Genomic DNA, 19,134 nt, shown 5'->3' on the forward strand with positions numbered 1-19,134 from the left:
AAGGGGGAGTTTTGATGATTCGTTATGCTAATTTAAAAGATGCAAAACGCATTGCCACCATTAATATTAATGGATGGAGAACGGCATATAAAGGCATTGTATCGGATGAAGAACTTGCCATTTTAGATGTTGAAAAAGCAACAAAAAATGTCAGAGAACGTCTCATAGCAAAACCTCATGAAATCATTGTTATTGAGAATGAAACTGAAATTGAAGGATTTATTGGATTTGGAACTGCTCGTGATGAAGATATTACCAAAACTTGTGCTGAAATTTATGCCGTTTATTTTGATGTAAAATATTATGGAAATGGTAGTGCCATAACGTTAATGAACTGGGTTTTCAATCGATTAAAGGATGCCGGCTATCATGAAGTCATCCTCTGGGTTTTTAAAGATAATCATCGTGCTAGGCGATTTTATGAGAAGATGGGATTTACAACCTTAACTAAAGAAAAATGGTATAAAGAAGAAGCGCTTGAATATCGTTTGAAACGATTATTGTAAATCTTTTGCCATCTTTTTAAAGAGAATCCATTCATGATTTAGGCGGACGTAAACATAATCATCATCAAATTTTAGATACGGTGTGCCAACGGTTCCAAAGTTTGCTTCACCGTTTTGAGTGGGAGTAGAAGTTGAGGTCACGGTCGAGGTTATTTCTGCGTATCGTTCGCTCTTTTTAAGACGAATCAAATCGATATTCAACATGACAACATTTTCGGTTGTGACATATAAATGACCTTCGACCATGAGTGTGTGTTCCCACTTAGACGAATAGCAACCGGTTAATACGAAAATCATCAGTAAGATAGCTAGTTTTTTCATCGAATTTCATCCTCCCAGATTATATTATCTTTATGATGGCTTGGGTCTTTTGTTTTTATACAAGGTGCTATCATAATCACAATCAAGCGTCAGTTTCATTTTTGAAAGGCTAAGAGATGTCATAAAATACAGACAAAAAGGAAAGCGAAAGCTTTCTTTTTTTCTCTATTTGTACAAATAAAACGTTTATCAAATGCCAGGATGGCATATATTTTATGACATTTATTGCATAGGCTTTAAGGTAGTCCTAGTAAAAAGAGAGGAACTTCATTATTAGAAAACGTCTATTTGGATTTTTTTGACTTCAATATAGACGAATTATCGTAAGGCACCTAATTATATTGAGATTGTGTAAGCGATATCGTAAACTAAGGGTGTAGCGACGAAGAGGAGGAAGAGAAAGTGAAAAATGTGATGATACTAACAGGGCATGGGGAATATGCCAAGGGAATACGAAGTAACTTAACCTTCATTGCAGGAGAAAATGAAGATTTATATGCGGTCGATTTCCTCATTGATGATACTGAGGAAACGTTAAAAGCGAAGTTTAAACAGATTTTAGATGAAACAGTAGGGGCAAATTATGTGTTTATTTGTGACTTGCTTGGAGGAACACCCTTTCGATGTGCAGCAGGCCTTAGCCAACAGCAACCAGGAATCGAGGTTGTATGTGGGATTACAACTGGATCTTTAATGGAGGCCTTATTTTTAAAAGATACGATGTCAATTGAAGAGTTAGCACAATCATTAGTCAATAAAAGTCATGAATCTTGTGTTCGATTCGAGATGATTAATAAAGTCAAAACTGCATCAGATAATCTTGAGAGTGAGCAAGATGGAATTTAACAATCTGACCTTAAAAAGGAATAATCTGTAATAATAAGAATATATTTTTTATGTAAGCGTTATAAAAATAGGGGGAATTAGTAATGCCAAACATTTTATTAACACGAATTGATAACCGTTTAATTCATGGACAAGTTGCAACACAATGGTCAAAAATCGTAGGAGCTAACTTATTGTTAGTGGCAAACGATGAAGTAGCACATGATGAATTTAGACAAAGTTTGATGGATATGGCTGCACCATCATTTGCCCAAACACGCTATTTCACCATTGATAAAACAATCAATGTCATTCATAAAGCAAGTGACTCACAACTTATCTTCTTAATTTGTGAAACACCTCAAGATGTTTTACGACTTGTAAAAGGAGGAGTTCCAATTAAGAAGGTGAACATCGGAAACATGCATATGGCAGAAGGTAAACACCAAGTAACCAAAGCTGTTTGCGTGGATGAATCGGATATCCAAGCCTTTAAAGAATTAAAAGAGCTTGGAGTTGAACTTGAAATCCGCAGAGTTCCTAGTGAATCTGCTGATGATATAAACAAACTATTTAATTAGTTTAGTTAGGGGGAAAGGAAATGGAACTTAATGCGTTTCAAATGTTACTTATCGTAATTGTTACGATGGTAGCTGCGATCGACCAGTTCAACTTCCTTGAGTCATTGTATCGCCCAATCGTAGTTGGACCAGTTATCGGGTTAATTATGGGTGATTTGACAACAGGACTTGCAATTGGGGCTTCATACGAATTAATGATGATTGGTGCCATGCCAGTCGGAGGGGCACAACCACCTAATGCTGTTATCGGGGGAGTTATGGCAACGGTGTTTGGTATCAGTTTAGGATTAGATGTAGATGCAGCATTACCACTTGCGATTCCGTTTGCATTACTCGGACAATATGCTGTAACGATTCTCTTTACAGCTATGTCACCATTAATGCATAAAGCGGACCAATGTGCTGAAAATGCAGATACAAAAGGAATTGATCGTATCAACTACTTAGCGATGGGAGCTTTGGCGTTATTATTTGCCCTGATCGTATTAGCTGGTATGGCATTCGGTAGTGCAGTCGGTGAACAATTAACAACCTTATTACCTGATTGGGTATGGACTGGATTATCTGCTGCTGGTAAAATGATGCCTGCTCTTGGATTCGCAATTCTACTTCGCGTAATGTTAAGCAAAGAGTACTTAATGTTCGTCTTCTTAGGATTCATCCTAGTAGCTTACTTACAATTACCACTATTAGCAGTTGCAATTTTAGGTGTTATTGTTGCTGTTTATGACTTCCAAATGAGCACTAAAAATAAATCTCAAAGGGTGGTGAGCAGTGATGGCATCTAATGGATTAACTTATGTCGATCGAAAAGAGGCGCCACAATTAAGTAATAAAGACTTAAATAAAATGGTCTGGCGTTCTTTATTCTTACAAGCTTCATTTAACTATGAACGTATGCAAGCTGGTGGATGGTTATACAGTATCTTGCCAGGACTTAAAAAAATTCATACAAACAAAGATGATTTATCAGCTTCAATGAAACACAATCTTGAGTTTTTCAATACTCATCCATTCTTAATTACCTTCGTCATGGGAATCGTGCTTTCATTCGAACAGAAAAAAGCAGATATTCAAACCATTCGTGCAATGCGTGTAGCTGCCATGGGACCTCTTGGAGGAATTGGAGATGCCATCTTCTGGTTCACCTTACTTCCAATCGCTGCTGGGATCGGGGCTAACCTGTCTTTATCAGGAAGCATTATGGGACCTATTATCTTCTTAATTCTATTTAACGTTGTCCAATTTGCACTACGTTTTGGATTAATGCATTGGTCTTATAAAGTAGGACTTGAAGGAGTAAAAACTGTCACAAAATATGCGAAAGAATTTACTCGTTCTGCAACCATTCTTGGGGTAATTGTCGTAGGGGCTTTAATTGCATCTTATGTAGGAGTTCCAATTACGGCTGAAATTCCAAATGGGGAATCAGTTATTGTCGTTCAAGAAATTCTTGATGGAATTATGCCTTGTTTGCTTCCATTAGGCTTAACTTTTGGTCTATATGGCTTAGTTAAAAAAGGAGCTTCACCGCTTGTAAACATTGCTGTTCTTGTGGTTATAGGACTTTTAGGAGCAGCTATCGGATTGTTCTAAAGGGTAAAATAAAAACACCGTGATTGGTTTAATTTGACCAGTCATGGTGTTTTTATTTTTGACAGATTGTAATATTAAGTGCGACACATAAAAAAAAGCTCATAAATAGGATCTTTGTTATAGAATGAAGTTACCACACCCAATTCTTAACAAGGAGATCTATTTATGAGTTATAACCATCTTAACACATTTGAGCGTACACGTATAGAAGTGCTTTCAAAAATGGGTTATTCAGCGAGACAAATTGCGGTGCAATTAAATCGTCATCATTCAACGATTGCTCGTGAACTGAAACGAAATACTCAACAGACGTATCAGGCTGAGTTAGCAGATGAATTAGCTTGGAAACGTCGCTTAGGTTGTCATCGTCCAGAGACGAAATCTGAAGAAGTCATTCAAACTATCCAACATCATTTAAAACTAACCTGGTCACCTGAACAAATTTCTAATACCGTTTTAAAGGGTGTTATTTCCTTTAAAACCATTTATCGTTGGATTTATGATGGAACGATTTTATTGGGAGATTTAAACTGTCTAAGACAAAAAGGAAAACGCCGAAAACCTCGAGAAACACGCGGACCATTTAACATTGGAACCTCGATTCATCAACGTCCTAAAGAAGTCAAAAACCGTGAAACGTTTGGGCACTGGGAGTTGGATACCGTTGTTTCAAGTCGTGGGAAAAGTAAAGGTTGTTTAGCCACCTTTGTTGAACGTCAAACACGCTTTTATGTGGCTGTAAAAATAGACAATCGCTCGGCTTTAGAAATGTACCGAGCAATTAGTGAGTTATATGAACATTTTCCTAAAGATACCTTTAAAACTTATACCGTTGATCGAGGAAAAGAGTTTGCTTGTTATTCCAAAGTAGAAGCTGATTTAAAGGTTCCTGTTTACTTCGCAGATGACTATTCGTCTTGGCAAAGAGGCAGTAATGAAAATGCCAATGGTCTTCTTCGAGAATTTTCCCGAAGAAGACAGACTTAGCACGAGTCAGTGATGAAGAGATTGATGAGGCACTCTGCCTCATTAATCATCGACCACGAAAATGTTTAGGTTGGAAAACTTCATTCGAGCTATTTCATGAGAAACTGTCGCATTTGTATTGACAATTCGTCAATTAAAAACAACTTCCTTATTGATGACGCTTTTATATGTATAATATTCTTTTATTTTGACAACTTCATAAAGGTATCTCAGTATGTATTAAGAATAATAGATATATAAAACGATAGATTAAATCAATGTATCATTTAAAAGTTGAGATGAATCAAACATTCCAATAAATAAAAATACAACCTTTTAAAAGGTTGTATTTTTATTTACAAAGCCATTATATTTTATTAGTTAATAATGTATATGTAATTCTCATGTAAAAAGTAATGCTAATTTAGTTACATTTAGAAATGTATAATTTTATGAATTTTTATAAAAACCCTCCCTAAACTGAAACCGATGCGGGTAGTAGTATCTCTTTTTTTTAAAAGTGGATAGGTATTTGGGATCGGTATATACCTTCAAGAAATGAAGATGTATAGTGAAAATATACTAAATAATTTGCATTTTAAAATAGAATGTTACGGAAAACGCTTGTTTTTTGTGACATTTTGATTGTTTTGAAAAGAAAGGAAAAAGAGTACAATAGAATAGATATATGGGTAATTTTTAAAAAAGAGGGTGGAGTGTTATGCAAGGCATTAGGAAACATTTATTACAAGCTCAACATGATTTGAGAGGAAAGTGTGAACCAGCGAGTGAACTGATAGATAGACTTCGATCAGAAGGTAAAAGTATGGGAGAAATTGAGCAAGCATTATTGAATTTGAATCGTATTCAGGGGGCATATGATTCAGTTGAGACAGCATTAAGAATGTTAGAGTAATGAAAAAGAGGTCATAAAGACCTCGCTATAAAAAGAGAAATTAGGGTTTAACTAACTATTATATCATAGGGCAGTTAGTTAGTGTTATAACATACCACTAAGAATGGTATGATTAAACATTAGCATAATTTTGAATAAAAATAAATTTAAATGTAAATAAATGTAAAACAGACACATGTTATTGTGTCTATTTTTGGTTTGATGATGAAATTTAGTTAGTGTTTCTAAATTTTTGTTGTAAGTATATTGCATGATAAAAATTAGTATTAAATTTAATATCGGGGATAAAAAAACTTATTATCAAGAAATCATTAAAGATAGAAAAAAAAAAAAAGAGGTTATGGGAACCTCTTTTTAAGGCAAGATATTGCGTTGTCAGCAATGAGATGTTGACGACATAATAGTAATCGTATTTTTGAATAATAAACTAGTATAGTATTTGTGGCATCATTAATGAAATCTATATTATTTCAAAAAATGATATAAATCACACTGTATCCTAATGTTTTTTTGAAAAAGTGATAATTATTTATTAGGATTTTCGAATGACGGAGGCGTTGGATTTGGAGCTTCGTGTTTAGGACCAGGACTTGATAAATCAAAGTACAGCTTAGAATCTTCCGTAACTCCAAAATCACGATTTGACCCTGTATTTTGTACTTTATTTAATGCCTCACGGAAAAGGGCATTATGTGCTTCTTCACGATTAAGTAAAAAATCAATTGTTTCACGGACATACTTATCATCAATTTGACGATAGAGGTATTCATAGACACATTTTGCACGTTGCTCTGAGGCAATATTTGAAAGTAAGTCAGCAACTAGGTCCCCTGTAACATTAACGTATGTTGCAGTCCAAGGAAATCCAGAAGAGTTAATAAGTCCAGGATTTAATCCATGAACAACATGAGCCTGTACTTCTCCGGCTACAGCTGCTTCGTAGTTTAAGTCGTGACCATTTAATAAGTTGATAGTTTGAGCCACCATTTCCATGTGACTTAACTCTTCTGCAGCGATATCTAAAAATAAATCTTTTATAACGGGATCTTTAATACGGAAACTTTGAGACATATACTGAAGAGCTGCCTTTAACTCACCGTTTTCTCCCCCAAGTTGTTCTTGCATTAAAATAGCGTACTGAGGGTTAGGTTTTTCAACTCGGACTGGATGTAAGAATTGTTTTTCGTGTTTAAACATTATATCACCTCTATCGGTTTATTTTTTTCTATTTTATTATGTACCGATTATCAATTAATATAACTGTCAATAAGCTCAATAGTATAGGTAAAGCTAGTCAACTAACTTTTAAAGATAAAACCCCTTCATTTTTCAATGAAGGGGGAAAATTTATTATTATTTTTTTTGAAAGAAATATTTATCATGTTGTAAATGTTCTTGTACATGAACTAATGTTTCACCGAAACGTTGGAAGTGAACAATTTCACGTTCTCTTAGATAAGAAAGGACTTTTTTAACATCTTCATCAGTTGTCATATCAAGTAAATGTTCATATCCCGCACGCGCGCGTTGCTCAGCCCCCATATTAGAAGCAATATCTGCTACAGGGTCACCTTTCATATCGATATAAGCCGAAGTCCAAGGTGTTTGTTCAGGATCAGCTAAGAAAACTGAAATACCTCTAGAAGCATAGGTTCCATCAAATCCTGCACGTTTAATTTCTTCTATTGTTGCTCCCTCTGTTAATTGAAAAATTAAAGCTGAAACAATTTCAAGATGTGCAAGTTCTTCAGTACCAATGTCTGTTAATGTTGCAATCGATTGACCTGTTGGCATCGTATAACGTTGTTGAAGATATTCCATAGAAGCTGATAATTCACCATCAGAGCCTCCGAGTTCTTCATAGATGGCTTTTGCCATTCTAACATCTCGTTTTTTAATATCAACAGGATATTGTAATTTTTTTTCATAAATCCACATAAAAACTCCCCCTAACGTCTTTCCCAAGGCCATGGATCATTAACCCAGCTTATTTGATCAAAATCCGTCATATAACCAAAGTTAGTTAATGGTCCAAATACTTGTTCATATTCTTTTCTTAATTCTTGATATTGTCTAGATACTTTTCTGTAATCTTCTAATGCTTTTTTATTTTCTGGATGGGTATCAAGGAAGAGTTGAAGATCAACTGCCATGATATGCACAGCTTGAAGTGCGGTTAAAAATTCTTCTCTACTCATGACGACGGCCTCCTTGGGCAACTTTTCTTGGCATATATGGATCATAAAGATCAGCAAAAAAAGTTCCCTGATTTAACGTTTGTAGTGGGGTGTTTAGGTGTTGATAAGGTTGTGATTTGACATAGGCTGTTGCCAAAGGTAGATTGAAGCATGTGAGTTTTTGAGCACAACCATTATTTTGATAAGTAGTTTCGTTAGTAGACATTTTTTCACCGTCCATTAGAATATATATTGTTGTTTTAAAATGTTATTTGTTACAAAGTTTTATACAGTAGTTTTTAGTCCCTATAGGATAAATATTTGTGCGTTTTTATATTAACAACTGCACACCATATTATATGTATTACTTTTCGAAGGGAGTAGGCTTTTACGAATGAATTAATGGAAGAATATTATATAAGATGTAAAAAAACAAAAGAGGGAGAGAATAGAGTGAACTATTTTGCTCGCATCAGTTGTTTCAATTTTGACCACACCGTGACCACGTTTTTAATAAAAAAGTACTTTTTTTGCGATTTTAATGAACTCTATGTCCTTGTATAAACACAAAAAAATTTTGAATTATTATGAAAATAATTCTTGGGGTAATCGTCGTAGGGGCTTTAATTGCATCCTATGTAGGAGTTCCAATTACGGCTGAAATTCCTAATGGGGAGTCAGTTATTGTCGTTCAAGAAATCCTTGATGGAATTATGCCTTGTTTATTACCACTTGGATTAACATTTGGATTATATCCTCTAGTTAAACGTGGAGCCTCTCCACTTGTTAACATCGCAATTCTAGTTGTCATTGGATTACTAGGAGCATTCATCGGATTATTCTAATAAAGAAAACACCAACTGTAATTGTCACAGTTGGTGTTTTTTGTCTATCGTTTACTATCATTTAAACCCTATATTGCCTGAATATTAAAGACTTTTAGTGTGGTAAAAAGAAACAGTTGATGCTATTTTTAGACAAAACAACGTATTATCTATCCGAATTTAACAATTTATTATATTTTTCAACAATCACCTATCAAAATATATCGAATAAATTTGAATCATAACGAAAAAGAGGGTAGCTCAACATTATTTTGAATCAATTTATCTGCGCTGGATTAAAACCCTTTTCCTATTTATATAGTCCTGTGATATTTTGGTAGTACAACAGGAGGGGAAGGAGTGAGTAGGATTGTTAGAAAAAATAAGCTTTGATCCTAAACAATTAATTCAACAGTCAAAAGGAAATAATGCCTTTTTAAAACGTCTTGTGAAAGAGGAAATTGATTCACAGGAATATCCCATTTATTTACTGATTGAAAATACTGAAGATGAATTGAGACTACTAGAAGAAGAGCGAAACTGGATTTTATTTTGGATGGGGATTGTTGTTATTTTGAATCTTTATTTAAATCTAGTTCATCAAGAAATAGTGCTTCCAACCATGGTACTTGGGAATATAGGCTTGATATTAAGTGCCTTACTACTTGGATTTTATTTCAAAAAAAATGCCTTTATTGGGGCGTATCGTCTTATCTTAGATGTTCTAGACAGATATCAACAAAATCAACTCAAAGCGATTAGATTGTCAAGTATGTACCTAGATATTAAACACTTTTTTCAAGATTTTGAAAAAAAAATTGATTTATATGGTAAGGATTGTAAGTGTTATGTTTATTACCGAACACAGGATGGGAAAAATTATTATACTGGATATTCTTTATGTGAAAGTTCAATTTGGGATGAAGAAAGAGAGGAAATGTTGGATACGATCGACAAAGTTGGCATAATGACCATTCGGTTACAAGATGCATATGAGCTTTTTAAATCTCAAATACGAAAATAAATTTAAAACCCTCATTGTTTATCAAATCAAATTCCTAAAAAACTGTTACTTTTTTTGCTTGAGTAACCGTTTTTTTTTATGACGTTAAATGTTAGAGACATCCATTCAATGACCTAAAATTATTTTTGCCATTTAGCAATTTGAACGTAAAAATACGACATTATTTTATAATTTATGGATATATATGTATAGATGGATAACTTATGGTCAAAAGGAGTGAAAATATGGGGGAAATCTTTAAGCATTTAAAGAAACCAGAATGGGGAGGAATGATTGTTTGTCTCATTTTTATCGTGACACAAGTTTGGTTAGATTTGAAGCTTCCCGATTATATGTCAGAGATTACGAGGCTAGTTCAAACAGAAGGTAGTGCCATGGGTGACATTTGGGTACAAGGCTCTTACATGCTATTTTGCGCACTAGGGAGTTTAATTTCTGCAGTCATTGTTGGTTTTTTCGCAGCACGTATTGCCGCAACATTATCAAAACGACTTCGAGAAAGTTTATACACCAAAGTAGAATCTTTTTCGATGCAAGAAATTAATCAATTTTCTAATGCTAGTTTAATTACACGTTCAACCAATGACATTACACAAGTTCAAATGGTATTTGCCATGGGGTTACAAGTGATGATTAAAGCACCCATTTTAGCTGTTTGGGCAATATTAAAAATTCTTGGAAAAAATTTCGAATGGTCGCTTGTAACTGCAGGAGCCGTCTGTGTGTTATTAGTTATGCTATCAATCATTTTAATTTTTGCTGTTCCAAAATTTAAAATAATTCAAGGACTAACCGATAATCTCAACTTAGTCACACGAGAAAATTTAACGGGAATTCGAGTTGTCCGAGCTTATAATGCAGAAAATTATCAAGAAGAAAAATTCGAAAATGCAAATAACATTTTAACTCGTACTCATTTATTTACTGGACGTATTATGGCTATTATGGGACCTGGAATGACATTAATTATGAGTGGATTAAGTTTGGCTATCTACTGGATTGGAGCTTACCTGATTGAAGCTGCGGATAGAATGGATAAAATTGGGTTATTTAGCGATATGGTCGTATTTTCATCTTATTCAATTCAAGTCGTCATGGCCTTTATGATGCTCACCATGATCTTTATCATGTTACCACGTGCCACTGTTTCAGCCAAACGAATTATGGAGGTTTTAAATACACCTCTTAGTATTGTTGATGGAACAAAGCAAGCCCCTACTGATAGGGTTGGAGAAGTGGAATTTAGAAATGTTAGCTTCAAATATCCAGATGCTGAAGAATATGTGATTGAAAACATCAGTTTCAAAGCGAACCGAGGCGAAACCGTTGCTTTTATTGGATCAACGGGTAGTGGTAAGTCAACCTTAATCAACTTAGTTCCTCGTTTTTACGATGCAACCGAAGGAGAAGTCTTAGTTGATGGAATGAACGTCAAGGATTATAAACAATCTGATTTAAACAATAAGCTGGGCTATGTTTCACAAAAAGCCGTCTTATTTGCTGGTACAGTAGAGTCCAATATTGTTTTTGGAGATAACGGACGTCAGATGGCTAAATTAGATCAGGTTAAAAAAGCAATCACCATTGCCCAAGGTCGTGACTTTGTTGAAAAAATGGATCGAACTTATCACTCATCTATTGCTCAAGGAGGAAGTAACGTTTCCGGAGGACAAAAACAACGTCTTGCAATCGCTCGTGCCATTTGTCGTGATCCTGAGATCTATATTTTTGATGATTCTTTCTCAGCGCTCGATTATAAAACAGATCGTGTCTTACGCGCTGCATTACGACAAGAAACAAAGGATGCAACCCATTTAATTGTTGCGCAACGAATTGGAACGATCATTCATGCGGATAAAATTATTGTACTCGATGAAGGAAAAATGGTTGGCATCGGAACCCATCAAGAGCTTTTGAAAAATTGTGAAGTTTACCGACAAATTGCTTATTCACAATTATCGAAGGAGGAGTTAGAACATGAGTAGACCAAATCGCGGACCAATGGCAGGAGCAGGGGCTCCGACTGAGAAAGCAAAAGACACGAAAAAAAGCGTCAAAAAACTTCTTCTATTTTGTCAACCTCATTATCTTTTAATAGCTTTCGCCCTTATTTTTTCGATTGTTGGAACCATTCTTACCCTGATTGGACCTGACAAATTAAGTGAAGTCACAGACCTTATTACAGCGGGTTTAATGACGGGAATTGATCTAGACGCTGTCGAAGATCTTTGCTTACTTCTTGTGTATATGTACGGAGCATCCTTCATTTTATCTTATTTTCAAGGATTTATTATGAATACAGTCACACAAAAAGTGGCAAAGAGTTTAAGAACACAAATTTCAGAAAAAATCAATCGGTTACCACTCAGATACTTTGATTCAACAAGTTATGGCGATATTTTAAGTCGTGTGACAAATGATGTCGATAGCATTGCGCAAACTTTGAATCAAAGCGTGGGGAATTTAGTATCTGCCATCACCTTATTTTTCGGCTCACTTTTCATGATGTTTATCACCAATGCATGGATGGCAATCACCGCCATTCTTTCAACCGTGATTGGTTTTATCTTAATGATGTTTATTATGTCAAAATCACAAAAATATTTTATTAGACAACAACGTGATTTAGGATTAATGAATGGACATGTCGAAGAAATCTATTCAGGACACAACATTGTCAAAGTGTATAATGATGAGGCAAAAGCGAAAGCAAAATTTGATGAGATTAATGAGGACTTATACGAAAGTGTTTGGCGTTCTCAATTTTTATCAGGATTAATGATGCCACTGATGAGTTTTATTGGAAATTTTGGTTATGTGGCAGTATGTATTGTAGGAGCCTCTTTGGCGATGAATGAAGTCATCACCTTTGGGGTGATCGTAGCCTTTATGGTTTATATTCGTCTGTTTACTCAACCACTATCACAAATTGCACAAGCAATGACGAGTTTACAACAGACGGCAGCGGCTAGTGAACGTGTTTTTGAGTTCTTAGAAGAACCTGAAATGCAACAAGAAAATGGAAAAATCAATGATTTTACTGTTAGTAAAGGGGAAGTCGAGTTTAAACACGTTCATTTCGGTTATCACGCAGATCGAACCATTATTAACGATTTTTCAGTGACAACAAAACCTGGACAAAAAGTTGCCATTGTGGGTCCAACCGGTGCTGGAAAAACGACGATGGTTAATTTACTTATGAAGTTCTATGAAGCGAATTCAGGTGAAATTTTAATTGATGGGATGCCAATTAATCAGTTAACTCGTCACAATGTTCATGATTTGTTTGGGATGGTGCTTCAAGATACATGGATTTTTGAAGGAACGATTCGTGAAAACATCGTGTATTCCATGAAAAATGTGTCAGATGAAGAGGTGGAGAAGGCATGTAAGGCCGTTGGCATTCACCATTTTATTAAAACATTACCGAAAGGATATGAGACGATTCTAAATGATAAGGCAAATTTATCAGCTGGACAAAAACAGCTAATCACGATTGCCCGTGCGATGGTTGAAAATGCACCCCTTCTTATTTTAGATGAAGCCACAAGTTCGGTTGATACCCGTACTGAAATTCTCATTCAAGAGGCGATGGATAAATTAATGAGAGGACGCACCTCATTTGTGATTGCGCATCGCTTGTCCACTATTAAAAATGCCAATCTCATTTTAGTGATGAATCATGGAGACATTATTGAAAGTGGAACCCATGAACAACTCATGAAGCAAAACGGATTCTATGCTGAGCTTTATAACAGCCAGTTTGAGAAATTAGCTGAGTAAAAATCGGCATGAAAACAGTAATATCATTGGAGGAGTCCGTACCTTTTAATAGAGACCTCGATTAATCAATCGTTGTGACAAAAAAAATCCTTTGAACCACAAGGTGTTCAAAGGATTTTTAATTATTTAGCAAAAACAGCGTCTAAAGCGTCAACTGCTTTTTGTACCTCTGCTTGTGCAAAAGCAGCTGCTTCATCATCACTTGCATCCATATCTTCGTTAATGGCTCCTAACATCACTAAGAACACATAGTTATCGTAGCGTAACACTTGACAAGCCGAAACCTTAGCTAAGTTCATTGGATATTGCATGCTATCGTTAATTAAGTATTCTTGGTAAGCTTGTAAAGCAGCTTCAACGGCTTCAGCATTTCCTTCAGTGGCTTCAATTCCGATAAATAAGTCTGGGTGCATGCTGATCATCGGTTGTTCAGCAACGAATTGTGCCACGTATTCAGGATTAACTCCGTATACACTTTCTAATAAGTCAGCTGGAATAGCCGTGTTTGGAAGATAATCTTCACCATATACATCACGAACGGCTTCATAAGCATCCGCTAATTGACCTGTGACTTCAACTGTGATTTCACCTTCAATAAGACCGTCTTCTTCCACAACGTCATCTGTTTCAACTTCTGTTGTTTGATCAATCGCTGGTGTTTCTGGTTCTCCCGCAGGCGTTTGTTCTTTTGAGCTACAAGCTGTTAAAGCTCCAGCAGCCATCATAGCAACTAATAAATATTTAAAATTTTTCATAGTTTTACTCCTTTTTTCCCCTTGTTCGTACTTTAATGTTTAGTACACCCTTATTATAACAAAATACGGCACGAGATTCTATGGAATATCTATGGAATTAAAAGTGTTTTGAGCGGTTAAATTCAGAAAAATTATAAAAAATGATCCTATCATATGATCTCCACTCAAAAAGCTTCATCACATTTAAACCTTGGAGGAGTCTACTTTTTTTACATTTTATTTAACGAGATGACAAAAAACGACAAAGATTAAATCATTTTTGTGAGATAATAATCTCTTGTGTTTTGTTACTTATGAAAGGGGATGCTCTCGGTGTCAAATCAACTCCGCACTGATCAATCACTATCTAAAATAGAAAATAGATTTTTCTGGGGAATTATTTTAATATCCGTTTTACTATCTATTTATTTAATTACTACTATGTTGTTCTATCAATCATTAGATAAACTCTCGTTGATTTCAGCTATTAACTTTATTAGGCATTTTAACTTTATCCTTTCCGTTTTAGCCGTTGCGAGTTGTTTGATGTCCTATAACCGTTCAAAAAAAGAAAATATCTTTATTATCGCCCTAATGTACCTAGGATTATCAACGGGTATTTTATTTGGGCAAGTTGATTATTTAACCTTTTTATCGAATGAACTGGTTATTACTAACTATATCACCGTATCAGCCTCATTATTAAGGATTGGAATTTTACTGATTGTGCTTCAAAAAAATTCTAAATTAAAACAGTTGATACTCAGTCATAAAAAAAAGTCGATTTTATTTGTCATCTTATTTACCATGATTTTTGGCTTTATCGAGCGAATAGTTAATTCTTATGGTATTCTAAATGGTAACTTCTTCTTTATCGACTATAATTTATTTTTATTTATTTGCTATACGAGCGTTTCAATCCATCTCTTCATGTCTGGATTTAAAGAAAAAGATTATCTATTTCCTATCTTAAGTTCTAGTATTTTTATGTTAGCCCTTAAAGCCCTTTATGCCATCATTGCTTTAAATGGCTCAGTTCAACTTTCTTTAAACGTTAAATTGATGTCAGTGGCCATTACCTATATTGGTTTTTTAATTGTGATTGCCGGTAATTTTGTTGACTTATTTTTATCAAGTTTACGAATCAAATTGTTAAATAATAAGCTTACGTTATTTTATAAACTAACAGATGATAATAAACACAGTTATATGTTTTTAATGGATGAACAATTGAACATCTTGTACGCGAACAAAAAAATGCAAGAATACTACCATGAAACAGACCTACATCGTCTAAATCAAATTCTTCCCCCTTATATGTTAGCTCACGAAAAAAAACATCTGATCAGACAACACCTTAATCAAACCGGAAAATGGCGTGGGAGTCTAAATGTCGACTTAAATAATGTAAAACGAACAGTTGATTGTAGTATTCAAGTCATCACCGAAAATGATGGCAAAAAAGAAATAGCGGTCACCTATTTTGACAAATCAAAAGAACTCGAACTCGAAAAGTTAAAGGTCTATGATCACGAAAAAACTCAATTTATTTCAAATCTTTCTCATGAATTAAAAACGCCATTAAATGTCTTTTGTTCAGTCATTCAGTTACTAAATCAAATGGTGAACGTTAATGATGAAAAATTCAAACAAATTTATTTAAAATATCGTACCTCACTCGATGTCAGTGGAAAAAGGATGACGAAGCTTGTTAATAACTTAATGGATATTTCAAAAATAGAGATGAATACATTAGTCCCTCATTTTCATAATTATCAGGTTATCCAGTTACTACAAGATGTTACGGCTATCATATCAGCTCATCCGTGCTGTGAATCCGTCTCCATCAAGTTTCAAACAGACATCAATCAGCATCTATTAAAATGTGATGGTTCGATGATTGAGCGAATTCTATGTAATCTTTTATCGAATGCCATTAAGTTTTCTTCGCCATCCACTACGATTACAGTGCGAACCCTGATAGAGGAGGAATGGTTTGTTTTAGAAGTGCAAGATGAAGGGATTGGGATTACCGCCATCGACCAATCGCTCATTTTTGAACGATTTGTGCAAGTCGATAAATCATTGACACGAATTAATGAAGGCATTGGGATGGGACTTTATATGGTGAAGAGCCTTGTTAGTCTACATGGCGGAAAAATCGAATTAGAAAGTGCTGCACACAAAGGAAGTACCTTTAAAATCTTATTACCGAATCTCTGCTTACCTGATACCCCATGCAAATCATATGAACCTGACACCTATAAAATTGAGTTAGAACTTGCAGATATTAAAAAATCATAACGTTAAAAAGGGATGAGCCTCTTATTGGCTCATCCCTTTTTAACGATCCCCTTATTATTTATCATATCTCCGCCAAAATGACTCAAACTAATTCAGACAACAATTCTGAAGGAAGTGAAGATATGACGAAACAAGCCAATCATTTAATACATGAAAAATCCCCCTATCTCTTACAGCATGCCTATAATCCTGTCAACTGGTATCCTTGGAATGATGAAGCCTTTACCAAAGCAAAAGAAGAAGACAAACCCATTTTTTTAAGCATCGGGTACTCAACTTGTCATTGGTGTCATGTCATGGAGCATGAATCTTTTGAAGATGAGGACGTTGCAACCTATTTAAATGAACACTTTATCTCGATTAAAGTGGATCGTGAAGAAAGACCCGATATCGATACGGTTTATATGAGTATTTGCCAAGCTTTAACCGGACAAGGGGGATGGCCACTCACCATTTTCATGACACCGACTCAACAAGCTTTTTATGCGGGAACTTATTTTCCAAAAACAAGCCGCTATGGCCGACCAGGATTTCTCGATGTTTTAAAAACCATTGACTTCAATTGGAATCATCATCGAGCTAAAGTAACGGACATTACCAAACAGATTGAATCTCACTTCAAAGACCTAGAAGGAATAGAGACTGAAGGGGATTCTTTATCCATGACCATTATTCAAAACGGGGTCAATCAGCTAAAGCAAAGCTATGATCCACGATTTGGTGGCTTTGGAACCGCACCAAAATTTCCGACGCCGCACAAACTCATGTTTTTGCTTCGTTATGATGAACAAACAAAGGACAAGTCTGTCCAAGACATGGTGACTCAAACACTCGATCACATGTACAAAGGTGGAATTTTTGATCATCTTGGGTATGGCTTTTCACGTTATTCAACGGATGAAATCTGGCTCGTTCCTCATTTTGAGAAAATGCTATACGATAATGCGCTTCTTATGATTAGTTATACTGAAGCCTATCAAGTGACGCGTGAACCTCGTTACCTAAGTATTGCGATGCAAACCGCAGAGTATGTCTTAACTCAATTAACTAGTCCTGAAGGTGGATTTTATTGTGCAGAAGATGCGGATAGTGAAGGGGAAGAAGGTAAATTCTATGTCTTCACGCCAGCAGAAATCATCCAGATTCTAGGACCTGAAAAGGGACACTGGTTTAATGAGTTTTATAATGTCACAGAAGAGGGGAACTTTGAAGGAAAAAATATCTTAAATCGACTACATCATAAAAAACTAGAACTAGACATCAAAGAACTAGAGGCCTGCCGTGAAACATTACTCACCTACCGATTAGAACGAACACATCTTCATAAAGACGATAAAATCTTAACCTCTTGGAATGGCTTAATGATTGCCGCCTTTGCTAAACTCTATGGGCAAACACAAAAGATGATTTACTTAGATGCCGCCTCAAAAGCTGTCATCTTTATTAAACAACACCTCTTTGATGAAACACGACTCTTAGCGAGATACCGAGAAGGGGAGAGTCATTTTAAAGCTTATCTTGATGACTATGCCTTCTTGTCATACGGATTAATCGAACTCCATCAAAGTACCGCAGAAGTGGAGTATTTAGAACTAGCGATTCAATTAAACAAAGAGATGTTAGACTTATTCAAAGATGAAGCGGGTGGATTTTATCTAACGGGACATGATGCTGAAACCTTAATGCTAAGACCAAAAGAGTTATATGATGGAGCTATGCCATCTGGTAATTCAGTCGCCGCATACAATCTCATTCGTCTAGCCAAACTCACAGGTGATACCTTATTTGAAACAGAAGCTGAAAAACAAATTCAGTACCTAGCCAAACAAGTGAAGCACTATGAAATGAATCATACCTTCTACTTAATCGCTGCTTTATTCGCGCTAAGTGACACCAAAGAACTCATGATCACCGTGCCAAAACAAGAACAAATTAAAGAGATTCTCAAACAACTGAATGAAACACCTCACTTTAATACCACCCTTTTATTTAAGACACCTGAAAATCAAACCCAACTCTCAAAACTCGCACCATACACAAAAGACTACCCAATCGTTGATCAACCAACGTACTATCTTTGTTCAAATGGGACTTGTCAGGCCCCAACCTCATCCTTAGAAAGTCTAAAAAACATTCTTTAATCAAAAAGGTGATTTCCAAGTGTTTGGAAATCACCTTTTTAGAAAATGTCTAAAAAGACAAATAAAAAAACAAAAATTTGAAACTCTTGATGGCCAAGAACGAAGAGTTTACAAAATGTTTAAAATTCATATTCCTTCGCCTAGATGGAGAATTAGAAACCTTAATTCTAGCTGACTTAAAGCAATTACAACTTGATGATATTCCTAATTTATAACTCGCAATCAAAGAACATTTTATTTGACAATCTATTAAAATTTGAATTTAATATTCTTGATTCTATAATATAATTGGCAATGAATAAAATGACTTCTCTTGCTTACAATATAATTATACTTCAGGTAAGGAGAACATTGGATGATGTATGGTAGTATATTTGTTAGCACGATAGTTAAAGGTATTTTAATATATATTTTAGCATTATTTCTCAGTAAATTA

Annotated in this window: 18 protein-coding genes and 1 pseudogene; 13 read left to right on the top strand and 6 right to left on the bottom strand. The window is 35.1% G+C overall.

Annotation, left to right across the window (positions count from 1 at the left end):
• Nucleotides 1-14: 14 nt before the first annotated feature.
• Complete coding sequence (locus tag HLK68_RS12235; RefSeq protein ID WP_006785079.1) at nt 15-506, top strand: GNAT family N-acetyltransferase; 492 nt, start codon at nt 15-17, stop codon at nt 504-506.
• On the opposite strand, the gene HLK68_RS12240 is transcribed toward HLK68_RS12235, so the two are convergent.
• Complete coding sequence (locus tag HLK68_RS12240; protein WP_132942621.1) at nt 498-827, bottom strand: hypothetical protein; 330 nt, start codon at nt 825-827, stop codon at nt 498-500. The genes HLK68_RS12235 and HLK68_RS12240 overlap by 9 nt on opposite strands.
• Before the next feature lie 402 nt (nt 828-1,229).
• Between HLK68_RS12240 and HLK68_RS12245 the strand changes: the two genes are divergently transcribed.
• The 6 genes and pseudogenes from HLK68_RS12245 to HLK68_RS12270 all read left to right on the top strand — a co-directional run bounded on the left by HLK68_RS12245 (nt 1,230) and on the right by HLK68_RS12270 (nt 5,711).
• Entirely contained in the window at nt 1,230-1,673 is a 444-nt protein-coding gene (locus tag HLK68_RS12245) for a PTS sugar transporter subunit IIA (RefSeq protein WP_006785081.1), read from the top strand.
• An 83-nt stretch (nt 1,674-1,756) separates the two neighbouring features.
• Nucleotides 1,757-2,233 carry a PTS N-acetylgalactosamine transporter subunit IIB gene (gene agaV / locus HLK68_RS12250; protein ID WP_006785082.1) on the top strand — a complete coding sequence of 159 codons (477 nt, stop codon included), beginning with the start codon at nt 1,757-1,759 and terminating at the stop codon, nt 2,231-2,233.
• Nucleotides 2,234-2,253: 20 nt separating this feature from the next.
• On the top strand, nt 2,254-3,021 hold the full coding sequence (locus HLK68_RS12255) for a PTS mannose/fructose/sorbose/N-acetylgalactosamine transporter subunit IIC (RefSeq protein WP_006785083.1): 768 nt from the start codon (nt 2,254-2,256) through the stop codon (nt 3,019-3,021).
• Nucleotides 3,011-3,829, top strand: coding sequence for a PTS system mannose/fructose/sorbose family transporter subunit IID (locus HLK68_RS12260; RefSeq protein WP_006785084.1), 819 nt, complete (start codon nt 3,011-3,013; stop codon nt 3,827-3,829). The genes HLK68_RS12255 and HLK68_RS12260 overlap by 11 nt, the downstream gene beginning before the upstream one ends.
• A 165-nt stretch (nt 3,830-3,994) precedes the next feature.
• Nucleotides 3,995-4,938: pseudogene (locus HLK68_RS12265) on the top strand (IS30 family transposase).
• Between the two features lie 578 nt (nt 4,939-5,516).
• The gene (locus HLK68_RS12270; RefSeq protein ID WP_006783412.1) at nt 5,517-5,711 is read left to right on the top strand and encodes a hypothetical protein; all 195 of its coding nucleotides are present in this window, start codon (nt 5,517-5,519) and stop codon (nt 5,709-5,711) included.
• Between the two features lie 525 nt (nt 5,712-6,236).
• On the opposite strand, the gene HLK68_RS12275 is transcribed toward HLK68_RS12270, so the two are convergent.
• From HLK68_RS12275 to HLK68_RS12290, 4 genes are all read right to left on the bottom strand, one after another.
• Entirely contained in the window at nt 6,237-6,908 is a 672-nt protein-coding gene (locus tag HLK68_RS12275; RefSeq protein WP_006785086.1) for a manganese catalase family protein, read from the bottom strand.
• Between the two features lie 156 nt (nt 6,909-7,064).
• Nucleotides 7,065-7,649, bottom strand: a complete 585-nt coding sequence (locus tag HLK68_RS12280) for a manganese catalase family protein (RefSeq protein ID WP_006785087.1) — start codon at nt 7,647-7,649, stop codon at nt 7,065-7,067.
• Nucleotides 7,650-7,660: 11 nt separating this feature from the next.
• On the bottom strand, nt 7,661-7,909 hold the full coding sequence (locus HLK68_RS12285; protein ID WP_055166421.1) for a spore coat protein CotJB: 249 nt from the start codon (nt 7,907-7,909) through the stop codon (nt 7,661-7,663).
• Nucleotides 7,902-8,114, bottom strand: coding sequence for a spore coat associated protein CotJA (locus HLK68_RS12290; RefSeq protein ID WP_055166418.1), 213 nt, complete (start codon nt 8,112-8,114; stop codon nt 7,902-7,904). The genes HLK68_RS12285 and HLK68_RS12290 overlap by 8 nt, the downstream gene beginning before the upstream one ends.
• A gap of 361 nt (nt 8,115-8,475) precedes the next feature.
• On the opposite strand from HLK68_RS12290, the gene HLK68_RS12295 reads away from it, so the two are divergent.
• The 4 genes from HLK68_RS12295 to HLK68_RS12310 all read left to right on the top strand — a co-directional run bounded on the left by HLK68_RS12295 (nt 8,476) and on the right by HLK68_RS12310 (nt 13,519).
• Nucleotides 8,476-8,733 (top strand): PTS system mannose/fructose/sorbose family transporter subunit IID, encoded by a 258-nt coding sequence (locus HLK68_RS12295; RefSeq protein WP_006785090.1) that lies wholly within the window; start codon nt 8,476-8,478, stop codon nt 8,731-8,733.
• 349 nt (nt 8,734-9,082) lie between these two features.
• Complete coding sequence (locus tag HLK68_RS12300) at nt 9,083-9,736, top strand: hypothetical protein (protein ID WP_009607324.1); 654 nt, start codon at nt 9,083-9,085, stop codon at nt 9,734-9,736.
• Between the two features lie 224 nt (nt 9,737-9,960).
• Complete coding sequence (locus HLK68_RS12305) at nt 9,961-11,721, top strand: ABC transporter ATP-binding protein (protein ID WP_132942619.1); 1,761 nt, start codon at nt 9,961-9,963, stop codon at nt 11,719-11,721.
• Entirely contained in the window at nt 11,714-13,519 is a 1,806-nt protein-coding gene (locus HLK68_RS12310) for an ABC transporter ATP-binding protein (protein WP_006785093.1), read from the top strand. The genes HLK68_RS12305 and HLK68_RS12310 overlap by 8 nt, the downstream gene beginning before the upstream one ends.
• A gap of 122 nt (nt 13,520-13,641) precedes the next feature.
• On the opposite strand, the gene HLK68_RS12315 is transcribed toward HLK68_RS12310, so the two are convergent.
• Nucleotides 13,642-14,274: a DUF4358 domain-containing protein gene (locus HLK68_RS12315; protein ID WP_006785094.1), complete on the bottom strand. Its 633-nt coding sequence runs from the start codon at nt 14,272-14,274 to the stop codon at nt 13,642-13,644.
• Nucleotides 14,275-14,577: 303 nt separating this feature from the next.
• Between HLK68_RS12315 and HLK68_RS12320 the strand changes: the two genes are divergently transcribed.
• Nucleotides 14,578-16,557 (top strand): sensor histidine kinase, encoded by a 1,980-nt coding sequence (locus tag HLK68_RS12320; RefSeq protein ID WP_238843599.1) that lies wholly within the window; start codon nt 14,578-14,580, stop codon nt 16,555-16,557.
• 122 nt (nt 16,558-16,679) lie between these two features.
• A complete protein-coding gene (locus HLK68_RS12325; protein ID WP_129821792.1) occupies nt 16,680-18,698 on the top strand; it encodes a thioredoxin domain-containing protein in 2,019 nt (672 codons plus the stop codon).
• Nucleotides 18,699-19,134 lie beyond the last annotated feature (436 nt).

The sequence above is a fragment of the Turicibacter sanguinis genome (genome assembly GCF_013046825.1).
GTDB classification, from domain to species: domain Bacteria; phylum Bacillota_I; class Bacilli_A; order MOL361; family Turicibacteraceae; genus Turicibacter; species Turicibacter sanguinis.